Source organism: Roseobacter sp. HKCCA2468, assembly GCF_037805105.1.
Lineage (GTDB): Bacteria > Pseudomonadota > Alphaproteobacteria > Rhodobacterales > Rhodobacteraceae > M30B80.
In genome coordinates this window covers 126,771-146,434 of record NZ_JBBLYN010000003.1, presented here as the reverse complement: position 1 = coordinate 146,434, position 19,664 = coordinate 126,771, and the positions used below count along the sequence as shown (strand labels likewise).

Here is a 19,664-nt window from a genome sequence, read left to right as displayed (position 1 = left end):
CAACAAACACGTGATGCTTTATGAGGTCGCCTCGTTGCGCGCCCAATCCCAATAGAGATCGCGCGCTTTCAAGCTGATGGGCCCAATCTCATAGGTGATCTCGTCAAAAGCGCTGACGGGGGTGATTTTTTGCAAGTTGCCCGTCAAAAACACCTCATCGGCGCGGCGGAAATCATCAAAACTGAGCACGGTTTCAACCACCGTGATGCCATTTTCGCGCAGGTTTTTGATATGGCGCGCGCGTGTAATGCCTGCCAAAAATGTGCCATTTGGAATTGGCGTATAGACCACCCCATCGCGCACCATAAAGACGTTTGCGGTGGCGGTTTCCGCAACATTCCCCATCGCATCGGCCACAAGTGCGTTGTCAAAACCCTTGGTTTTCGCCTCAAGAAGCATCCGCGCATTGTTGGGGTATAGGCAGCCTGCTTTTGCGTTGACCACATTATCCGCCAAGACGGGGCGGCGGAAGGATGTGGTGGTCAGACGCACGGTTTTCTTCGGATCGGGCATTGGGATTTCTTCAAGGCTGATCGCAAATCCTGTTGCGCCCGCCTTTGGCAATATCCCCAATTCGCCCCCATCAAGCGCCCAATACATGGGGCGAATATATACGGCGGCATCCACGGGATAGCGCGCCAATCCTTCCCAAATGATTTCATACATGGCCTTCGGGCTATGGCTGGGCGTGATCATCAACGCTTCGGCAGATCTGTTGACCCTTGCGCAATGCGCCATCAAGTCTGGCGCGAGCCCGTCCACATAGCGCGCGCCGTCAAACACATTCGAGCCAAGCCAAGCGCCATGATCAGCGGCGCGGATGACAGGGATATCCCCATCATGCCACGCGCCGTTGAAATAGGTTTTTATATTGCTGCCAGTTGCCATGAGTGATCCTCCTCATGGCTACCTATAGGCCGCTTCAGCCCGTTGGGCCAGTCGCAAAGCCCAATTGATATTCCATCGCTGATGACGCGGGTTTTGGGCCAGCTTTCGGATCTTGAGCAGGCTTTGCCGCCTGTGGTGCTGCGCCCAGTTTGGGCGGCTGCGGTGTTTCATTCTTCGATATCGTAGTCATGTCGAACCTCCGTTTCGTGTGAACCGTCGACCGAAATCAGCCAACAGAGGTTGAGGGCACCAAAGCGCCCTGCCTTAGGATGCGTGCAAACCTTAACAACGGTATGACAAAGAAAGTGTTAAGCGCGGCGCGATTAATGCCGCGCTTGCAAAATATGCGCCGCACTGCGGCAAAAAGTCAAGCCTCAGCCAAGAGCGCCTCTAGATCAAGCGGGGCGTTGACCATCTCCAATGCGCCTGATGCATCGCGGGGCCAATCAGCAGGCGCGCGGTCGCGGTAGAGTTCAATCCCGTTGCCATCGGGGTCAGAAAGATAAAGCGCCTCAGACACGCCATGATCCGCCGCCCCTTCAAGTTGCACGCCTTTGGCAACCACATTCGCCAAGGCACGGCCAAGGCTTTTGCGGTCAGGATAGAGGAAAGCCACGTGGTAAAGACCCGCCGCCCGCCGCGGTGCGGGACCAGCCCCCGCAGATTCCCACGTGTTAAGGCCAATATGGTGGTGATATCCCCCAGCTGATAGAAATGCCGCTTGGCGGCCATAGCGTTGTTTCAGCTCTAACCCCAAGACATCGCGATAAAATGCGATAGAGCGCTCAAGATCGGTGACTTTCAGATGGACATGGCCAATGGCCAAGGCGTCAGGTGCATTATAGGTCATGATGTTCTCCTTTGCGGGCAATCTGCCCCCAAAGCACGCGCACATAAACTGACCATTTCGCAGAGGTTCTGTGCAAAAATGCACTATTGGCGTCTAGCTGCGCACCATCCCCACAATGTCATAGGCCTGCGCCAAAATCGGCGCTGCAATTTCGCGCGCACGTTCTGCACCACGACCGAGAATGCGATCAATTTCGGCCTGATCCTGCATCAGGCGCGCCATTTCCGCCGAGATTGGGGCAAGTTTTGCCACAGCCAAATCAGACAGCGCCATTTTGAAATGACCAAAGAGCGCGCCTTGATGCTGATCCAAAACGGCTTGCGGATCAATTTCTGCCAAAGCGGCATAGATATTGACCAGATTGCGGGCCTCGGGTCGCGCCGCCAGTTCGGCCAATGCATCCGGCAGCGGATCAGGGTCGGTCTTTGCCTTGCGGATTTTCTTGGAAATCGCATCCGCATCATCGGTCATATTGATCCGACTTGCATCTGCGGGGTCAGATTTCGACATCTTTTTGGTGCCGTCTTTTAGGCTCATAACCCGTGTTGCCGCCCCTTCAATCACGGGCTCAGCGATCGGGAAGAAGTCGACCCCAAAATCATGGTTGAACTTGGCCGCTATGTCGCGGGTCAGTTCCAAATGTTGTTTTTGATCTTCGCCGACTGGCACGTGGGTGGCGTGATAGACCAAAATATCGGCGGCCATCAGCGCGGGATATGCGAATAACCCCAGCGAGGCGTTTTCGGCGTTTTTCCCCGCTTTGTCCTTCCATTGGGTCATGCGGCCCATCCATCCCATGCGGGCCACGCAATTAAACAACCACCCAAGCTGCGCATGTTCAGGCACTTGGCTCTGATTGAAGAGGATGGATTTTTCTGGATCAATCCCTGCGGCAATGAAGCCCGCACAAAGCTCGCGGGTGTTTTTCGTAAGGTCACTTGGGTTCTGCCAAACGGTAATCGCGTGCATGTCCACCATGCAATAGATGGTCTGAAATCCGCCTGCCTCTTGCATATCTACAAAACGCTTCATCGCGCCCAAGTAATTCCCAAGGGTCAGCCCGCCCGAAGGTTGGATGCCTGAAAAGACGCGTGGTGTGAATTTTGTCTCAGCCATTGGTGACCTATTGCGGTTGTGATTGGATGCCAGAAGAAAATCATTCCACAATACTGGCATTTGCCTTGCGCATCGCTTACCCACGAGGCGCAACAAGGTCAACCGAAGGTGCAGCCATGGATCAAGAGAATAATAGCCTGTTCAACGACCTTCACCCAGTCGTTCTTGGTTTGGCTGTGGTGATCTTCGGCCTTGAGGTGATGTTTCAGCTGGCCACTGCTGGGCTTTTGGGCGGGTCAGGTGGGATTGGGTGGCGCATGGCCGCGGTGCGGGATTATGGCGTGTTCCACGAAATTGCCGCTTGGATGTTTGCCAATAACAGCTATCCCGCAAATGATCTGATGCGTCTTGTGACCTACCCGCTGATCCATGGCGGATTTATCCATGCCGTGTTCGTCAGCGTGTTCATACTGGCCATTGGCAAAATGGTGTCACAGGTTTTCTCAGGGCTGTCGATCTTGGTTCTGTTCTTTGCGGGTTCCATCATCGGGGCTTTGGCCTTTGTGGGCCTGTTAAACAGCACCTATCCCCTGATCGGCGGGTACCCGGGTGTCTATGCTCTGATCGGTGCCTTCACCTTCATACTCTGGGCCAATATGGGTCGGACAGGCGACAATCCGATGCGTGCTTTTTCCCTGATTGCAATGCTTTTGGGCATTCAAATCTTATTCGCTTTTTTGCAAGGCGATTGGGGCAGCGTGGTCTCTGATCTTTCGGGATTTGTGACAGGATTTGCCCTGTCGTTTGTCTTGATCCCAGGGGGGTGGGCCTTGCTTTTGCAACGCCTTCGCAAACGCTAATCTAGCGGGCGGCAGCCACGATTATTGGCTCAATCGGGGATGTTGTTAGCACCGCTTGCGGGGTGTTCGTGGTCATGGCCAAGATGGCCAAACCAAAAATCACCATAAGCGGCGCGTGAAGGATTAACCCGCGAGAAATGCTGTCACCTCATGCGATTGCGCCTCAAGGGATTTGCGCATCTTTGCAAATGCGGCAGCCTCAAGTTGGCGCACACGTTCCTTGGACAGGCCCAGTTCTTCGCCCAACGATTCCAATGTGCGCGGCTCATCCCGCAATTTGCGTTCGCGCACAATGAACCGCTCACGCTCGTTCAATGATGATAAGGCATTCAACAACCATTCCCGCAGTTGCGCGCGGTCGCGGGCCTGCTCAACCAAATCTGCAGCCTGTTCGCTGTCATCCTCAAGCGTGTCGATCCATTCGCGCCCTTCATCCTCAACGGATTGCGTGGCGTTCAAAGAATAATCAGACCCTGCAAGGCGACCTTCCATCATCTCAACATCATGCAGCGGCACGCCGACCTCTGTGGCGATCATCTGCAACAATTGATGCTTGTCGAGGTTTTGGCCTGCGGCCATTGCCTCGCGTTCGATGCGCGTCTGAACGCGGCGCATGTTGAAGAAAAGTGATTTTTGGCTCGAGGTAGACCCCGTGCGCACCATTGACCAATTGCGCATCACGTAATCTTGGATAGATGCCTTGATCCACCACACGGCATAGGTTGAAAACCGCACGCCACGATCAGGGTCAAATTTATCTGCCGCCTTCATCAAGCCCAGACCCGCCTCTTGGATCAGGTCATTCATCGGCGCGCCGTAGCGTTTGAATTTCGCGGCCATGGAAATCGCAAGGCGCATATAGGCCGTCACCAGACGGTGCAAGGCTTCCTCATCGCGATGATCGCGCCAAGCATAGGCCAGCCGCAATTCCGTCTCTGCGTCTAACAGTTCCGCTTTCATCGCACGGCGCGAAAGCGCTTTTTCTCCACCCATGTCCAAAGCCATAACGCACCCCCTGTTGGCGTATCATTTTTGGCAGTGTCTTGTTCCGCATCTTGTGCGGTTCTATTGGTGTTACGCGGCAGCATGATGAATGGATCACTTTTGGTGAGGAATTTCTTTTGACGGGTTTGGCGGGTTTGACATTGGTTTTTGGCGGTGCGGCGTCTGGCAAGTCGCGCTTTGGCGAGGATTTGGTGCTGAACACGGGGCTGTCGCCCGTTTATCTCGCGACAGCACAGGCCCATGATGCCGAGATGGAAGTCAAAATCGCCAAGCATAAATCCGCGCGTGCGGCGGCCCAGTGGCGCACAGTCGAAGTGCCGACCGATATACCTGCGGCTCTGACGCAACTACACAAAAGCGAGGCCGTGTTGATTGATTGCGCCACGCTGTGGTTGGCCAATTTGGGTATGGCTAAACGGGACTGGCGGGCTGAATGGGCGGCGCTGGCCCGCGCCATCGCCGCTTGCTCGGCCCCTGTTGTCATTATTTCGAACGAGCTTGGAATGGGCGTTGTGCCGGATCATCCTCTCTCGCGGGCCTTTCGTCAGGATCAAGGGGAATTGAACCAAGCCATCGCTGCGGCAGCGGATCTTGTGGTGATGGTGGCCGCAGGTCTGCCTCTCGTCCTCAAAGGGCAGTTGCCAAAGGGGCAGGGGTGATGCGCCGTGCCTTTTGGCTGCGTCATGGGCCGACCCATGCCAAGGTGATCACAGGGTGGCGTGATGTTCCTGCTGATCTCAGCGATCACGCGCAAATCGCGCGGCTTGACGCCTATCTTCCCGCACAGGCCGTGATGATTTCCTCTGACCTCATCCGTGCTAAGGCCACTGCAGATGCGCTATCGCCGCGCCTGCGCCTGCATCATGAGCCTGATCTGCGCGAATTTCATTTTGGCGAATGGGAGGGGCAGGGGTTTGATGCGGTTAGCCAATCTGATCCTGAACTTTCGCGCGCCTTTTGGGAGGGGGGGGAAGACATCTGCCCGCCCAACGGGGAAAGTTGGGCGATCGTCATGGCGCGGGTGAGCCGCGCGTCTGATCGCGTTCTGGCGCAGCACCCTGATCAAGATGTGATCTTTACATGCCATTTCGGCGCAATCCTAACGCAAATCGCGCGCCATTCAGGGCTAAGCGCATATCAGGCTTATGCCCATACCATCCCCACTCTCTCGGTCACTGAATTTCACCAGAGAGAAGGCAAATGGTCTGTTGTGAGAATCGGATATTGCCCCTAGCGGTGGTGTCCTTGGCACAGGATGGGGTGAGGCATGGCATACAGGCTTTTGATCGGGCAACGATCCTATTCCAGTTGGTCACTTCGGGGGTATCTGTGCTTTGCGCTTTTCGATATTCCCGTGACCCTCGAAGAGGCCGTGATCTACAGCCCCGACTTTGCTGCACAGGTTCGTGCCTTTGGCGGCGGGTCAAGCGTGCCTGCCGTGGCCACGGAAAACGGCACTATCTTACGCGATAGCCTGTCCATTGCGTGGCATTTGAGCGAGGCTTTCCCGCGACATGGTCTGTTGCCCCAGGATGATGCTGCGCGGGCTGAGGCGCAAAATCTTATCGCTGAAATGCATGCGGGCTTTGGCGCCTTACGCAATGGGTGCCCGATGAATCTACGCACGGCTTGGGCCGATTTCGTTCCCAGTGACGCGGTGATGGCCGATCTTGCGCGCCTAGAGGCCCGTTTGGGCGCGGCGCTTGAAAAATCGTGCGGGCCTTTCCTATTTGGCGGGCCTACGGTGGCGGATGCATTTTATGCACCTGTCGCCATTCGCATTGCAGGCTATGGTCTGCCCGTCAGCGCGCGCCTGCGGGCCTATGTAAATGCAATTCTTGCCCGGCCTGTAATCCAAGAGTGGCGCGAGGCGGGTCTTGCACAGGATGAAGAGGTGTCTGTTTATGACATGGCCCCGCTTGAGCGGCGGCTGTTTCCGCAGCAGATTTGAATTAACCATCCGCTAACCATGTGCCGCCTATGCTGCGGCCTATGTTTGACGCGCCCAACCCATCTTCGCTTGCCACGATCCACACCGTCAGCTTTGAGGGGTTGGAGGCGCGGCGCGTTGAGGTGCAATGCGCGGTCACGGCTGGCACGCCGCAATTCAACATCGTGGGCTTGCCCGACAAGGCCGTAACCGAAGCAAAGGAGCGTGTCCGCACCGCTCTGACACATATGGCGATTGCCCTTCCTGCCCGCCGGATCACGATAAATCTGTGCCCCGCAGACCACCCCAAGGAAGGGGCGCATTACGATTTGCCGATTGCCTTGGCGCTTTTGGCCGCACTTGGCGTGATCCCAAAAGATCGCAGTGAGGAAGCGTTGGCTTTGGGGGAGTTGTCGCTCGATGGCAGGCTTCTGCCTGTGTTGGGCAGCTTACCCGCCGCGCTGGCCGCAGGCGAGGATGGGCGGGTTTTGCTCTGCCCCGCCGCATGTGGCGCAGAAGCGGCATGGGTCGGGGCAACGGCCGTATTCGCCGCGCGCGATTTGGCGCAAATGATTGCGCACCTCAACGACAAGCGCCCCCTTTTGCCCGCAGAACCGGGTGAGGTGCGGGGTGGGGATCACACCACCTGTTTCTCTGAGGTGCGTGGACAAGAGCGCGCCAAGCGCGCGCTAGAGATCGCCGCCGCAGGGCGCCATCATGTCTTGATGATTGGCCCACCGGGATCGGGGAAGTCGATGTTGGCCAGTCGAATGTCCACCATCTTGCCGCAACTCAGCGCGTCCGAAGCCTTGGAAACTTCGATGATCCATTCCATCGCAGGGCTTTTGGATGAGGGTGGCATTTCGCGGGATCGGCCTTTTCGCGCGCCCCATCATACGGCCTCAATGGCGGCACTTGTCGGGGGTGGACGGCATGCGAAACCGGGCGAGATCAGCTTGGCGCATAACGGGGTTCTGTTTTTAGATGAGTTCCCTGAATATCCGCGCCCCGTTCTAGAAACTTTGCGCCAACCCATTGAGACGGGTGATGTTCATGTGGCGCGCGCAAATGCTCATGTCAGCTACCCGTGCAGGTTCTTGCTTGTGGCGGCGGCAAACCCCTGCCGCTGTGGTCAGCTTTATGACGCAAACGCCGCCTGTTAGCGCGCGCCGATCTGTGGATCTGATTATCTGGGTCGGATCTCTGGCCCGCTGATGGATCGGTTTGACATCAGGCTTGAGGTGCCCGCCGTAGCATTTAGTGATCTTGATCTCCCGCCTGCGGGGGAGACATCCGCCATCATCGCGGCGCGTGTGGCTGCCGCCCGCATGCGTCAAACTGCACGGTTTGAGCGATTGGGGGTGGAGGCGCGGGTGAATGCCGATGCCACAGGAAAATTGCTAGAGGAAATCGCGCAGATCACCCCTGCTGCACGCGCTGTGATGACACGGGCGGCAGAGCGGTTTGGACTATCGGCGCGTGGCTATCACCGCGTATTGCGTCTGGGACGCACCATTGCGGATTTGGCTCTATCCGGCAAAACCGAAGAGGCGCATATCCTTGAAGCGGTCAGTTATCGCATCAGCACAGGGCGTGAAGATTAGCCCGCACGCCGTGCCTCGATGGCTTGCCAAATGATTTCGGCGACATTGATCCCGTCAAAGCGTTCTAATTCTTGAATGCCCGTGGGTGAGGTCACGTTGATCTCGGTTAGGTAATCGCCGATTACATCAATCCCCACAAAAATCTGGCCTTTTTCGCGCAGCAGCGGGCCAATTTTGGCGCAGATCTCATGTTCGCGCGCGGTCAGCCCGATTTTTTCAGCCCGTCCGCCAACATGCATATTTGATCTGGTTTCGCCTTCGGCAGGCACGCGGTTAATCGCCCCAACGGGCTCGCCGTCAATCAAGATGATCCGCTTGTCCCCCGCCGTCACATCAGGCAAGAATTTTTGCGCAATCAGGGGTTCGCGGCTGATAGAGGTGAACATCTCATGCAAGGAATTGAGGTTTCGATCCGTGGGCTCAAGACGAAACACGCCCGCGCCACCATTGCCGTAGAGCGGTTTGATGATGATATCCCCGTGGCGCGCGCGAAACTCACGCAAAGCCCCAATATCGCGGGCGATCATAGTGGGCGGGGTTAAATCGGGGAATTCCAGAACCAACAATTTTTCAGGATAATTGCGCACCCAAAACGGGTCATTCACGATCAAGGTTTTGGGATGAATCCGTTCCAAAAGATGGGTGGTGGTGATGTAACCCATGTCAAAAGGCGGGTCTTGGCGCAAAAGCACCACATCCCAATCGCCTAGGTCGATGGTCTGCTCTGCCCCAAGGGTGAAGTGGTTCCCTTTCTCGCGGCGTAAGGTGATCGGCCACCCGCGCGCGCAGACACGACCCTCGTCAAAAAACAAACGGTCGGGAGTGTAGTAAAACAGCTCATGCCCCCGCGCCTGTGCCTCTAGCCCCACGCGAAACGTGCTATCCGCGTCAATGTTAATCGGCGCGATTGGATCCATCTGAATTGCGACTTTGAGTGCCATGTCTCACCCCGTAACTATACCAACCCTTTCATGGCCTTTGGCAGGGGGGGACGCAATGCCCAATTCATGTGAGGCAGGCTATTCGAGAAACGCATTCGCGATGATGTGAACCTGTCCGATCTGGTTGAGGGCTGCGAGATCATAACGGCAAGGGGTCGCAAGGCCCATGGGACAAGGACCCAAATACTCATCACCTGTCTGTAGGATGCGCGCCCTTTGTGCGGGGCTGACCCGTGATGCAGCGGTGTCAAAATCCCGCGATTTTTTAACTTCCACAAAAGTTATTTCGCCTGATTTTTCGAAGATCAGATCTATCTCGCCGCCCCGCCCGCGCCATCGCCGCGCCCGCAAGTGATAGCCATGGGTTTCATAGAGCCGCGCCACCTGATCCTCGGCGGACAGCCCCGCAAGATAGGCGGTTTTCCCGCTCACGGATCCGCGTCCAAGGACAGACCTAGTTGATAAACATCGCGTTTCGGCAGGCCCAGTTCGGTTGCCACCTGTGCCGCAGCCTCTTTCAGCCGTGCAGTCTTAAGTCGCGCCCGAAGCGCCGCAATCACGGTGGCCTCATCAGCGGCCTGCTTTTCCGCGCGGTCAATGACAAGCACGATCTCACCTTTCAATGCTCGACCTTCGATCGCCGCAATCACATCTGCAAGCGATCCGCGAATGACCTCTTCAAATTTCTTGGTCAATTCGCGGCACAGAGCGATCTGGCGATCTTGGCTCCAAATCTCGGCCATCTCGTTTAACAATTTATGAATGCGCTTCGGGCTTTCGTATAAGATCAGTGTTGCTTGGGTCTGATCCAAATCTTGCAGAAATTTGCGCCGTTCCCCCGATTTTGGGGGTGGGAAGCCCGCAAAAAGAAAGCGGTCACTGGGCAAGCCCGACACGGTCAGTGCGGCCAATGAGGCGGATGCGCCCGGTGCGGTGGTGACCATATGCCCATCCGCAATGGCAGCACGCCCCAAGGCAAAACCAGGGTCGGCCACCAACGGCGTCCCTGCCTCTGATGCATAGGCCACGGATTTTCCTTCGGTCAAAAGGGACATGATCCTTGGCCGCATCTCTGCGCCGTTATGATCGTGATAGGGCAAGACTGCGCGGCCATTCAGCGCCACCCCATGGATTTCCATCAAATGGCGCAAGGTGCGCGTGTCTTCTGCGGCGATGACATCGCAGGTGGCAAGGATGTCTAAACCGCGCAAGGTGATGTCGCGCGCGCTGCCAATCGGGGTTGCGACAAAATATAAACCTGCGGCCAGTTTGCTGTCGCGGGGGGTGTAGGCAAATTCGCGCCCGTTTTCTGTGTCGTTTCGCATCAGCTCACTTACATATCTGCGCGGTCTGTCCATTGCGAGCGTTTACTTGGCGGACAGGACTGGCTAAGGTTTGTGCAAATTGGCCCCACTGGGAGAGATCACTATGATCCCTGCTTTGACAAGATTTCGCAAGTTATTGCGGTTGAGTTTGCTTTTGCTCTTTGGCGCGGTGCTATCGGCCTGTCAGGCCACGATGGGGACGGGGCCACAGGTCGGGCAATCTGTGCGCGTTGCGATGCTGCTGCCCTATGGTTCGCCCAATGCAGGAGACGACCTTCTGGCCAGTAGCCTTGAAAACGCCGCGCGCCTCGCCGCCGCCGAGGCCGTTGGCACGCAAATCGAATTGGTGGTTTATCCAACGCAAGCCGATGCAGGCACGGCCGCAGCTGTGGCACAGCAGGCGGTGGCAGAAGGGGCGGATGTGATCCTTGGGCCATTGCGCTCGGACGCGGCGGCGGCGGTTGGTGTGGCCGTGGCGAATACCAATGTCTCGGTTCTTAGTTTCTCGAACAATGCCAGCATTGCAGGGCGCAATCTGTTTGTGCTTGGCCTGACTTACGACAATGCCGCCGCGCGGATGGTGTCCTATGCGGCGGGGAATGGCCGTGATCGCATCATGGTGGTGCATGCGCGCAATTTGGCGGGTGAAGTGGCGCGTGATGCAGTGCGCCGTGCGGCGGCGGCCTCAGGTGCCACTGTTGTGGGTGAAATCGCCTATGAGTTCAGTCAGACTGGCGTTGTGGCTGCCTTGCCTGAGGTTGAGGCAATGGTCTCACAAACTGGCGCAAATGCGATGATTTTGACTGCGGACGCCTCAGGGGCTTTGCCGCTTTTCGGTCAGCTCTTGCCAGATAATGGCTTTGACACTGAGGCCACCAAAATCATTGGTCTGACCCGTTGGGATATCCCTGCGCAGACCTTGGAAATTCGTGGCTTGCAAGGCGGGTGGTTTGTCCTGCCCGATCCCAATGCCGAAAGTGCGTTCCGCACCCGCTATCAATTGGCCTATCAGCAAGCCCCCCATAACCTTGCGCCCTTAGCCTATGACGGGATGCGCGCTGTGATTGACACCGTGGGTCGCACGGGCCGTTTGGGCGGTGTGGATTTTGCATCAGGCTCTGGCTTTGCAGGCGCGAACGGCGTATTCCGATTGCTACCCGATGGCTCTATTGAACGCGGCCTTGCCCTAGTGACTTTGCAAGACAGGCAGATCATCCTTGTTGACCCCGCCCCAAGAACCCTCGGCGCTGGATTCTGAGCAGAACCCACGCCTTTCGGTCATCCCATCTGCTGCGGGGCAATTGATTTGTCCCGCTGAAGATATTTTTGACGCACAGGCCGTGACGGCGGCAATTGATGGCGCGATATCTGATCTCAGCGATCCTGCCAAAATTCGCGCGGCGGTCGTGGCGATCTTGCAAGATGCCCAAGCAAAGGGTCGATCTGCCATTGATGCGGCCTTTGCGGAAAATCCCCTGACCGCACGCCGTGTGACCCGCGCCTATGTCCATCTGACCGATGGGTTGGTGCAGCAGGTGCTGCGTGTCTCATCTACACGCTTGCACCCCAATCCCACCCCGACCGAGGGGGAGAGGATGGCGATCTTGGCGGTTGGCGGCTATGGGCGTGGCGAGATGGCCCCGTTCTCGGATGTTGATCTTCTGTTTTTGACCCCATGGAAAAGCACAGGTTGGGTCGAAAGCGTGATTGAATCTAGTCTCTACATGCTTTGGGATCTTAAGCTGAAAGTGGGCCACGCCACCCGCAACATCAAAGATTGTCTGCGTCTGGGGCGCGAGGATTTTACAATCCGCACGGCCTTGTTGGAGATGCGCCACTTGACGGGCAATGCCGAATTATCGGCCAAGCTCAAGACGGCACTGCGCAAAGATTTGTTTGAGGGCAGCCTCTCCGAATTCATCGAAGCCAAGCTTGAAGAACGGGTTAGCCGCCACAAAAAGCAAGGTGGCCAACGCTACATGCTGGAGCCGAATGTAAAAGAGGGGAAGGGCGGTCTGCGCGATTTGCAGACGCTCTATTGGATTGCGAAATATCAGCATGGCGTGGCGCGGGCCGAAGATCTGGTCGCCCTCAAGGTGTTCAGCCGTGAAGAATTTGACGCGTTTGATGCGGCCGAACGCTTCTTGTGGTCGGTGCGCTGTCATTTGCACGCAATTGCAGGCCGCGCGCAGGATGGTTTGAGCTTCGATTTGCAAGTTCAGGTCGCGGAACGGATGCAATATGCTGATCACTCAGGCCGCCGCGCGGTTGAGCATTTCATGCAGGATTATTTCCGCCATGCCACCCGTGTAGGCGAATTGACCCGCATCTTTTTGACCGCGCTTGAGGCCAGTCACGCCAAAAGCGAACCGATGATCTTGGGATTTTTGCGCGGGCGCAGCCGCAAAAAGAAACTCAAAGACGGCTATGCGCTGAAACAAAATCGTCTGACTGTCGAAAATGAAAAGGCGTTTTTGGCCGATAAGATCAATCTATTACGCATTTTTGAGGAGGCGTTGCGCACAGGCTATCTTCTGCACCCTGATGCAATGCGGATGATCTCGGCCAATTTGCACCTCATTGACACAGCAATGCGCCGCGACAAAGAGGCGAACCGCATTTTCCTTGATTTGCTTTTGAAACAAGGCAATCCCGAACGCGCCTTGCGGCGGATGAATGAATTGGGGTTCTTGGGCGCATTCATCCCTGATTTCGCGGCCATCGTGGCGATGATGCAATTCAATATGTATCACAGCTACACTGTGGACGAGCATACGATCCAAGTTGTCTCTACCCTTGCGCAGATAGAACGGGGCGAATTGGTCGAGGAATTGCCGATTGCATCTGGTATTTTGAAGCGTGGGGTGAACCGCAAAGTGCTTTATGTGGCCTGTTTGCTGCATGACATTGGCAAGGGCAGGAAAGAAGATCATTCGATTTTGGGCGCGCGGATTGCGCGTGCACTCTGCCCGCGCTTGGGCCTCAAACCCGATGAGACTGAAACAGTCGAATGGCTCGTGCGCTATCACCTGTTGATGTCGGACATGGCCCAAAAACGCGACATTGCAGATCCCCGCACAGTGCGGGATTTCGCCAAGCTGGTAAAAACGCGGCAGCGTCTGGATTTACTGACTGTTTTGACAGTTTGCGATATTCGCGGGGTTGGGCCTGACACGTGGAACAACTGGAAAGCCACGCTGTTGCGCGGCCTCTATCGCGCCACGGCTGAAGCCTTGGAAACGGGTCTTGAGGATCTTAACCGCGACAAGTTGGAAAGCGAGGGCAAAAAGGCCCTGCGCGATGCCTTGGCAACTTGGCCCAAGGCGGATCTTAAAACTGAAATAGACCGCCATTATGGCCCCTATTGGCAAGGGCTTGATCTGGCCAGCCAGATTATCTTTGCCAATATGCTGCTTGGCCTTCGGGATGATGAAATTCGGATTGACACACAGCGTGATACTGACCGCGATGCGACCCGCGTCTGCTTTGCGCTTGTGGATCACCCAGGCATCTTTAGCCGCCTTTCTGGCGCCCTGTCACTGGTGGGCGCGAATGTGGTCGATGCCCGCACCTATACCTCGAAAGATGGCTATGCGACTGCCGTGTTCTGGGTTCAAGATGCTGATGGCAACCCCTATGAGGATGCCCGCCTGCCGCGTCTGACTTCGATGATCGACAAAACCCTAAAGGGCGAGGTTGTAGCCTCAAAAGCGTTTGAGGGGCGCGACAAGATCAAAAAGCGCGAGCGCACGTTTAACGTGGCGACCAATATCACCTTCGATAATGACGGGTCGGAAATCTACACCATCATCGAAGTGGATACACGCGACCGCCCTGGTCTGCTATATGATCTGACCAAGACTTTGGCCGCGAATAATATTTATATTGCCAGTGCGATGATCGCGACCTTTGGTGTTCAGGTGGTAGATGTGTTTTACGTGAAAGATATGTTTGGTCTCAAACTCCACTCCAAATCCCGCCAAGATGTGTTGGAGCGCAAGTTGCGCGATGCCATCGCGCGCGTGGCCGAGCGGGCAGGGGTCTAGCGGCTGTGGCGGCCCCGCAAATCAGATTGGGCTTTGGCTTTCTCACTGTCGGCGGTTGGACATTGGTCAGCCGCGTCTTGGGATTTCTGCGCGATATTCTGATTGCCCGCTATCTTGGTGCGGGCGGCGTGGCCGAGGCGTTTTTGGTGGCGTTTTCTTTGCCAAATATGTTCCGCCGCTTTTTTGCTGAGGGTGCAATGAACACGGCCTTTGTGCCGATTTTTTCCAAAAAACTCGAAGGCGGCGGCGATGCGATGCCATTTGCGCGCAATGCATTATCCATGCTCGCTGTGTTTCTGATTGGCTTCACCTTGCTTGCGCAGATTGCCATGCCTTGGTTGGTTTTGGCGATGGCATCGGGCTTTGCCGATGATCCCCGCTTTGGGATCGCGGTGGAATTTGGCCGTATCTGTTTCGCCTATATTTTGCTGATCTCACTGGCGGCGTTGATTTCGGGCATGTTGAATGCGGCGGGGCGCTTTGCGGCTGCTGCTGCGGCGCCTGTGCTGTTGAATGTGATCCTTGTCTCGGCGCTAATCTTTGGCGCGCAGAGTGCCACGGACAGCCCCGAAGCCGCGCGCATGATCGGGCTGGCCCTGTCTTGGGGGGTGCCCGTGGCGGGCGTGGCGCAACTGGTTTTGGTGTGGGGGGCGGCTGCACGCGCAGGGTTGGTCATCCGCCCAACTTGGCCGAAATTCACGCCTGATCTGCGCCGACTGGCCGTTGTGGCAGGGCCTGCCATGCTTGCAGGCGGGGTGGTGCAGGTCAATCTTTTGGTGGGGCGTCAGGTTGCAAGCTTCTTTGACGGGGCGATTGCATGGTTGTCTTATGCCGACAGGCTATATCAATTGCCGCTCGGTGTGGTTGGGATCGCAATCGGGATTGTGTTGTTGCCAGATCTCTCGCGCCGCTTGCGGGCCGGCGATGATGCAGGGGGGCGGCAGGCCTTATCGCGTGCGGCTGAGATTGGGATGACCCTGACCATTCCTGCCGCGGTTGCGTTGATGGTTATCCCAGTGCCTTTGGTCTCGGTCTTGTTCGAGCGTGGGGCCTTTGAGGGCCAAGACACGATCGCCACGGCTTGGGCGGTGGCGATTTACGGGGCAGGGTTGCCTGCCTTTGTTCTTCAGAAAATCTGGCAGCCCGTGTTTTACGCGCGCGAGGATACCAAGCGCCCATTTCACTATGCCTTGGTGGCAATGGTCATAAATGCCGCTCTCGCCATCGGGCTTGCCTTTTTCATCGGCTATATTGCGGCCGCATTGGCCACCACCATCTCTGCATGGGTCATGGCCTATCAGCTGCGCCGCGGTGCAAAGACCTATGGTGATGTCGCTGCCTATGATGCGCGGTATCTCGCGCGCATTCCACGCATTGCGGGGGCGGCCATTGCGATGGGGGCGGTGCTTTATGGTGCGGGATTGATCCTTGCCCCCGTTCTTGAGGGGGGGGGCGTGCGCTATCTCGCGCTTGCGGGGCTGATTGCAGTTGGCGCGGGGGCCTATGCCCTTTTTGGTCGCCTGTTTGGCGCCTTTTCATTCGGAGAAATTCTGGGCGCGCTGCGCCGCAAAGGGGCCGCGTGAGGGGCATTTCCCATTGCCCCACGCCGCCGCGCCACATAGGTTTCGCAACAGAACAGGCGAAAAGGTGAGATCATCATGATTTCGGGGAAACGTATATTGTTGATCATAGGGGGCGGGATCGCGGCCTATAAGTGCCTTGAGCTGATCCGCCGTTTGCGCGACCAAGGGGCCGCTGTTACCCCTGTTCTCACACAGGCGGCACAAGAATTTGTGACACCACTCTCGGTCGCAGCCCTCGCGGGCCAAAAGCCATACACGCATCTCTTTGATCTGACCGATGAGGCCGAAATGGGCCATATCGAATTATCCCGCGCCTCAGATCTAGTCGTGGTAGCCCCAGCAACGGCGAATTTGATGGCCAAAATGGCGGGCGGTCATGCAGATGATCTGGCCTCGACCCTGCTGATGGCAACTGACAAACCGGTGCTGATCGCCCCTGCAATGAATGTGCGGATGTGGGAACATCCCGCCACGCAACGCAATTTGGCGCAGCTTTTGAGGGATGGGATTCGGTCTGTTGGCCCCAATGAAGGCAGCATGGCCTGCGGTGAATTTGGCCTAGGCCGCATGGCCGAACCCGATGAGATTGTCAGCGCCATTGCCGCGCAATTTGCGGAAGGCCCGCTTGCGGGGCGACATGTTCTGATTACCTCTGGCCCAACACATGAACCCATAGATCCCGTGCGCTATATCGCCAACCGCTCGTCAGGGGCGCAGGGGGCGGCGCTTGCTGCGGCCTGTCGCGATTTGGGCGCGCGGGTCAGTTTCGTCACAGGCCCTGCATCTGTGCCACCGCCTCATGGTGTGGATGTGATCAAGGTCGAGACTGCCGCGCAGATGGCAAAGGCCGTGAAAGAGGCCCTACCTGCAGATGCCGCTATATTTGCCGCTGCCGTTGCCGATTGGCGCGTGGATAATGCCGCAAACCAAAAGATTAAGAAATCAGGCGATGGCGCGCTACCCCGTCTCAGCTTTGCGGAAAACCCAGATATTTTGGCATCTGTGGCACAGATGAAAAAAGGCCGCCCGGCCTTGGTTGTGGGCTTTGCCGCTGAAACCGAAAATCTGGTTGATCATGCGCAAGCGAAATTGGCGCGCAAAGGATGTGATTGGATTGTGGCCAATGATGTGTCCCCTGAAACGGGGATCATGGGCGGTGCATATAATGCGGTCACGCTGATCACGCGCACAGGTGCTGATCCATGGCCACGCTTGAGCAAATCTGAGACTGCAGCACGGCTTGCCTTGCGCGCGGCCGAGGCTTTGGGGCGGGCATAATGGCGCAATTAGAAGTGAAGTTCTTACGCGAAGACTGGGCCGATCCTGACCTGCCACTGCCGCGATATGAAACCGATGGGGCGGCGGGTTTTGATCTGCGCGCACAGTTCACGGCTGACGCCCGCGAGGCCGGGCTGACGCTTGCCCCGCAGACGCGCGCCTTGATCCAAACAGGGTTTCGTGTGGCTGTGCCTCGCGGGTATGAGCTGCAAATTCGGCCGCGATCTGGCCTTGCCCTGAAACATGGGGTGACGCTTGCCAATGCGCCCGGAACGGTTGACTGCGATTATCGCGGGCCGTTGGGGGTTATCCTCATCAATTTGGGCGATGCGCCTTTTGTTATTGGCCATGGGGATCGGATTGCTCAGGGCGTTGTCGCGCCAGTGACCCAAGTCCGTTTTACGCTTGTGTCGCGTTTGGATGAAACCGCGCGTGGGGCGGGTGGTTTCGGCTCAACTGGGCAGGGCTGATGGTCACGGTTCTTGCAATCATGGCTGCGCTTTGGGGCTTTGGGGCGGTGATGAAAACCGCCTATACCCCCCGTCTTGTGATGATCGCCTTTGTCTATGGGGTGGTTGTCTTGGGCCATTTCGTATTGCCCGAGGGCCACCCTTTGCGCATCGCGACAGGCGAAACTGCCGCGCCATGGTTGATTTTAGGCGGCGCGGTTCTGTTGGTTCTGGCCTATCGTGCGGGTCTAAATCGCTTGCGCCGCGTGGCCCAGCCCATGATCACGCCCGCGCCGCGCCAAAGCGGCACCTTCACGCCAGAGGAATTAGAGCGCTATGCCCGCCACATCACCCTGCCTGACATTGGTGGGCAGGGGCAAAAGGCGCTGAAATCGGCCAAGGTTTTGGTGGTGGGGGCAGGTGGCTTGGGCTCGCCTGTTTTGCTGTATCTCGCAGCTGCGGGGGTCGGGCGCATTGGGGTGATTGACGCGGATCATGTCAGCCTGTCGAACCTACAACGCCAAATCATTCACCGCGATGCCGATCAAGATATGCCCAAAGTGTTTTCAGCAGAACGTGCGATGAAGGCGATAAATCCGCATCTTGATATCCGCCCTTACAATCGTGCTTTGGACGAGACGATCGCGGCAGAGCTATTCGCGGATTATGATCTAATCATTGATGGCACGGATCAATTTGAAACGCGGGCGATGATCAACCGCGCTGCGGTGTCTGCCAAGCGCCCGCTTTTGGCAGGTGCAATTTCAGCATGGGAGGGGCAGATCACCCTCTATCATCCAAGTGCTGGCGGGGCATGCATGGCCTGTGTCTTTCCCAATCCACCACAGGCAGGGATGGCTGCCACCTGTGCCGAGACGGGTGTCATCGGCGCGCTTCCGGGGGTGGTGGGCACCATGATGGCACTTGAGGCCATCAAGCAGATTACAGGTGCGGGTCAGGGGCTATTGGGGCGTATGCTGCTCTATGATGGGCTTGCGCCTGAGACGCGGATCGTCAGGCTAAAGCGCAATGCGGCTTGCCCCGTTTGCGCAGGGGACTAGTCGAAAATCTCGTCCTCCATCACGCCCCAAAGGGCGGATTTCTCGACCCATCCTGTAAACCCATCAACGGCAAAACGACACCAGTCGCGTTCGCATTCGCTTACCCGTCCGACCACGCCGCGTTGGGCTTGGGCAATGACAGTGGCCTCTGGATCAGGGCGTTGACGCAAATCGGCAAGGTCAATGTCAATTTGCGCTGTGCGCCGCCCTGACAAAAGGGCGTAATGCATCCATCCGCCGACCCCGTCATGATCAACGACCCGCCGCCAATGCCCATGCTCGGCCACAACCATCAGCGGCATATTGCGTTCTTGAAAGACCCAATCAATGCGGTGGTTGCGCGAGGGGCCGCGCCGTGCATAGCCGCGTGTCGCATCCATCGAAACATAGCGCGGCAGCGGAAAACCTGTTTCTGGCCCAGTGGTTGGGGCGTCAAAACTGGGCGTTGGGGTGGGGGTGGCGGTCTCAAGTTCGGGTGCCTCGACTGGCACAAGATTGTCAGGGCGTGGCAACGGCACCGCGCCATCCGTGCTTTGCGCCCCTGCGGTGGCCGCAAACACAAGACAAACCGCACCCATCGCTAGGGTTATGCGCCAATCTGACCGTGGCATGACTATCCTCAATAGGCCTCGTCCCGCCGCTTTGGGCTGGGTTATTTTGATCTTTCCCACACCATAGCGAGAAAGCCATCGCGGGGGAAGATGACATTACGAAGCGCCTGTCGCGGTCAAGGCCCCTCGAACGCTTGCACCCGCGCGCAGAATGGGGAAGGGTAACAGCGTCAGACA

The 19,664-nt window shown here is 57.1% G+C and carries 19 protein-coding genes and 1 pseudogene; 11 read left to right on the top strand and 9 right to left on the bottom strand.

The window, feature by feature from the left end; translation table 11 throughout:
• Positions 1 to 18 precede the first annotated feature (18 nt).
• The 4 genes from AAC620_RS09310 to trpS form a co-directional block, all read right to left on the bottom strand.
• A complete protein-coding gene (locus AAC620_RS09310) occupies positions 19 to 888 on the bottom strand; it encodes a branched-chain amino acid aminotransferase (RefSeq protein WP_340244489.1) in 870 nt (289 codons plus the stop codon).
• Between the two features lie 34 nt (positions 889 to 922).
• Positions 923 to 1,078: a hypothetical protein gene (locus AAC620_RS09305; protein WP_340244487.1), complete on the bottom strand. Its 156-nt coding sequence runs from the start codon at positions 1,076 to 1,078 to the stop codon at positions 923 to 925.
• A 177-nt stretch (positions 1,079 to 1,255) separates the two neighbouring features.
• A complete protein-coding gene (locus tag AAC620_RS09300; protein WP_340244485.1) occupies positions 1,256 to 1,738 on the bottom strand; it encodes a VOC family protein in 483 nt (160 codons plus the stop codon).
• A gap of 93 nt (positions 1,739 to 1,831) precedes the next feature.
• Entirely contained in the window at positions 1,832 to 2,854 is a 1,023-nt protein-coding gene (gene trpS, locus AAC620_RS09295; RefSeq protein WP_340244483.1) for a tryptophan--tRNA ligase, read from the bottom strand.
• Between the two features lie 116 nt (positions 2,855 to 2,970).
• On the opposite strand from trpS, the gene AAC620_RS09290 reads away from it, so the two are divergent.
• A complete protein-coding gene (locus AAC620_RS09290; protein WP_340244481.1) occupies positions 2,971 to 3,654 on the top strand; it encodes a rhomboid family intramembrane serine protease in 684 nt (227 codons plus the stop codon).
• Between the two features lie 123 nt (positions 3,655 to 3,777).
• Here AAC620_RS09290 and AAC620_RS09285 read toward each other — a convergent pair whose 3' ends face one another.
• Entirely contained in the window at positions 3,778 to 4,659 is an 882-nt protein-coding gene (locus AAC620_RS09285) for an RNA polymerase factor sigma-32 (RefSeq protein WP_340244480.1), read from the bottom strand.
• A 38-nt stretch (positions 4,660 to 4,697) separates the two neighbouring features.
• Here AAC620_RS09285 and cobU point away from each other — a divergent pair, with 38 nt between their 5' ends.
• From cobU to AAC620_RS09265, 4 genes and pseudogenes are all read left to right on the top strand, one after another.
• Positions 4,698 to 5,318 carry a bifunctional adenosylcobinamide kinase/adenosylcobinamide-phosphate guanylyltransferase gene (gene cobU / locus AAC620_RS09280; RefSeq protein WP_340244479.1) on the top strand — a complete coding sequence of 207 codons (621 nt, stop codon included), beginning with the start codon at positions 4,698 to 4,700 and terminating at the stop codon, positions 5,316 to 5,318.
• Positions 5,318 to 5,893: a histidine phosphatase family protein gene (locus AAC620_RS09275; RefSeq protein ID WP_340244478.1), complete on the top strand. Its 576-nt coding sequence runs from the start codon at positions 5,318 to 5,320 to the stop codon at positions 5,891 to 5,893. The genes cobU and AAC620_RS09275 overlap by 1 nt, the downstream gene beginning before the upstream one ends.
• A 33-nt stretch (positions 5,894 to 5,926) precedes the next feature.
• Positions 5,927 to 6,610 (top strand): glutathione S-transferase, encoded by a 684-nt coding sequence (locus tag AAC620_RS09270; RefSeq protein WP_340244477.1) that lies wholly within the window; start codon positions 5,927 to 5,929, stop codon positions 6,608 to 6,610.
• Between the two features lie 41 nt (positions 6,611 to 6,651).
• Positions 6,652 to 8,193, top strand: a pseudogene (locus AAC620_RS09265) (YifB family Mg chelatase-like AAA ATPase).
• Here the strand turns inward: AAC620_RS09265 and gshB are convergent.
• From gshB to rsmI, 3 genes are all read right to left on the bottom strand, one after another.
• On the bottom strand, positions 8,190 to 9,134 hold the full coding sequence (gshB, locus tag AAC620_RS09260; protein ID WP_317655676.1) for a glutathione synthase: 945 nt from the start codon (positions 9,132 to 9,134) through the stop codon (positions 8,190 to 8,192). The pseudogene AAC620_RS09265 and the gene gshB overlap by 4 nt on opposite strands.
• 78 nt (positions 9,135 to 9,212) lie before the next feature.
• Positions 9,213 to 9,566: a YraN family protein gene (locus AAC620_RS09255; RefSeq protein WP_340244476.1), complete on the bottom strand. Its 354-nt coding sequence runs from the start codon at positions 9,564 to 9,566 to the stop codon at positions 9,213 to 9,215.
• Positions 9,563 to 10,459: a 16S rRNA (cytidine(1402)-2'-O)-methyltransferase gene (gene rsmI, locus AAC620_RS09250; protein ID WP_340244474.1), complete on the bottom strand. Its 897-nt coding sequence runs from the start codon at positions 10,457 to 10,459 to the stop codon at positions 9,563 to 9,565. Before rsmI ends, AAC620_RS09255 begins: the two co-directional genes overlap by 4 nt.
• A 142-nt stretch (positions 10,460 to 10,601) precedes the next feature.
• On the opposite strand from rsmI, the gene AAC620_RS09245 reads away from it, so the two are divergent.
• From AAC620_RS09245 to AAC620_RS09220, 6 genes are all read left to right on the top strand, one after another.
• Entirely contained in the window at positions 10,602 to 11,717 is a 1,116-nt protein-coding gene (locus AAC620_RS09245; RefSeq protein ID WP_340244472.1) for an ABC transporter substrate-binding protein, read from the top strand.
• Positions 11,680 to 14,505, top strand: coding sequence for a [protein-PII] uridylyltransferase (locus tag AAC620_RS09240; RefSeq protein WP_340244663.1), 2,826 nt, complete (start codon positions 11,680 to 11,682; stop codon positions 14,503 to 14,505). Before AAC620_RS09245 ends, AAC620_RS09240 begins: the two co-directional genes overlap by 38 nt.
• Before the next feature lie 5 nt (positions 14,506 to 14,510).
• Positions 14,511 to 16,088 carry a murein biosynthesis integral membrane protein MurJ gene (gene murJ, locus AAC620_RS09235; protein WP_340244471.1) on the top strand — a complete coding sequence of 526 codons (1,578 nt, stop codon included), beginning with the start codon at positions 14,511 to 14,513 and terminating at the stop codon, positions 16,086 to 16,088.
• 75 nt (positions 16,089 to 16,163) lie between these two features.
• Entirely contained in the window at positions 16,164 to 17,366 is a 1,203-nt protein-coding gene (gene coaBC, locus AAC620_RS09230; protein ID WP_340244469.1) for a bifunctional phosphopantothenoylcysteine decarboxylase/phosphopantothenate--cysteine ligase CoaBC, read from the top strand.
• Entirely contained in the window at positions 17,366 to 17,836 is a 471-nt protein-coding gene (gene dut, locus AAC620_RS09225; RefSeq protein WP_340244467.1) for a dUTP diphosphatase, read from the top strand. The genes coaBC and dut overlap by 1 nt, the downstream gene beginning before the upstream one ends.
• The gene (locus AAC620_RS09220; protein ID WP_340244466.1) at positions 17,836 to 18,876 is read left to right on the top strand and encodes a HesA/MoeB/ThiF family protein; all 1,041 of its coding nucleotides are present in this window, start codon (positions 17,836 to 17,838) and stop codon (positions 18,874 to 18,876) included. The genes dut and AAC620_RS09220 overlap by 1 nt, the downstream gene beginning before the upstream one ends.
• Here the strand turns inward: AAC620_RS09220 and AAC620_RS09215 are convergent.
• The gene (locus tag AAC620_RS09215; protein WP_340244464.1) at positions 18,873 to 19,487 is read right to left on the bottom strand and encodes an SH3 domain-containing protein; all 615 of its coding nucleotides are present in this window, start codon (positions 19,485 to 19,487) and stop codon (positions 18,873 to 18,875) included. The two genes, AAC620_RS09220 and AAC620_RS09215, sit on opposite strands and share 4 nt — an antisense overlap.
• Positions 19,488 to 19,664 lie beyond the last annotated feature (177 nt).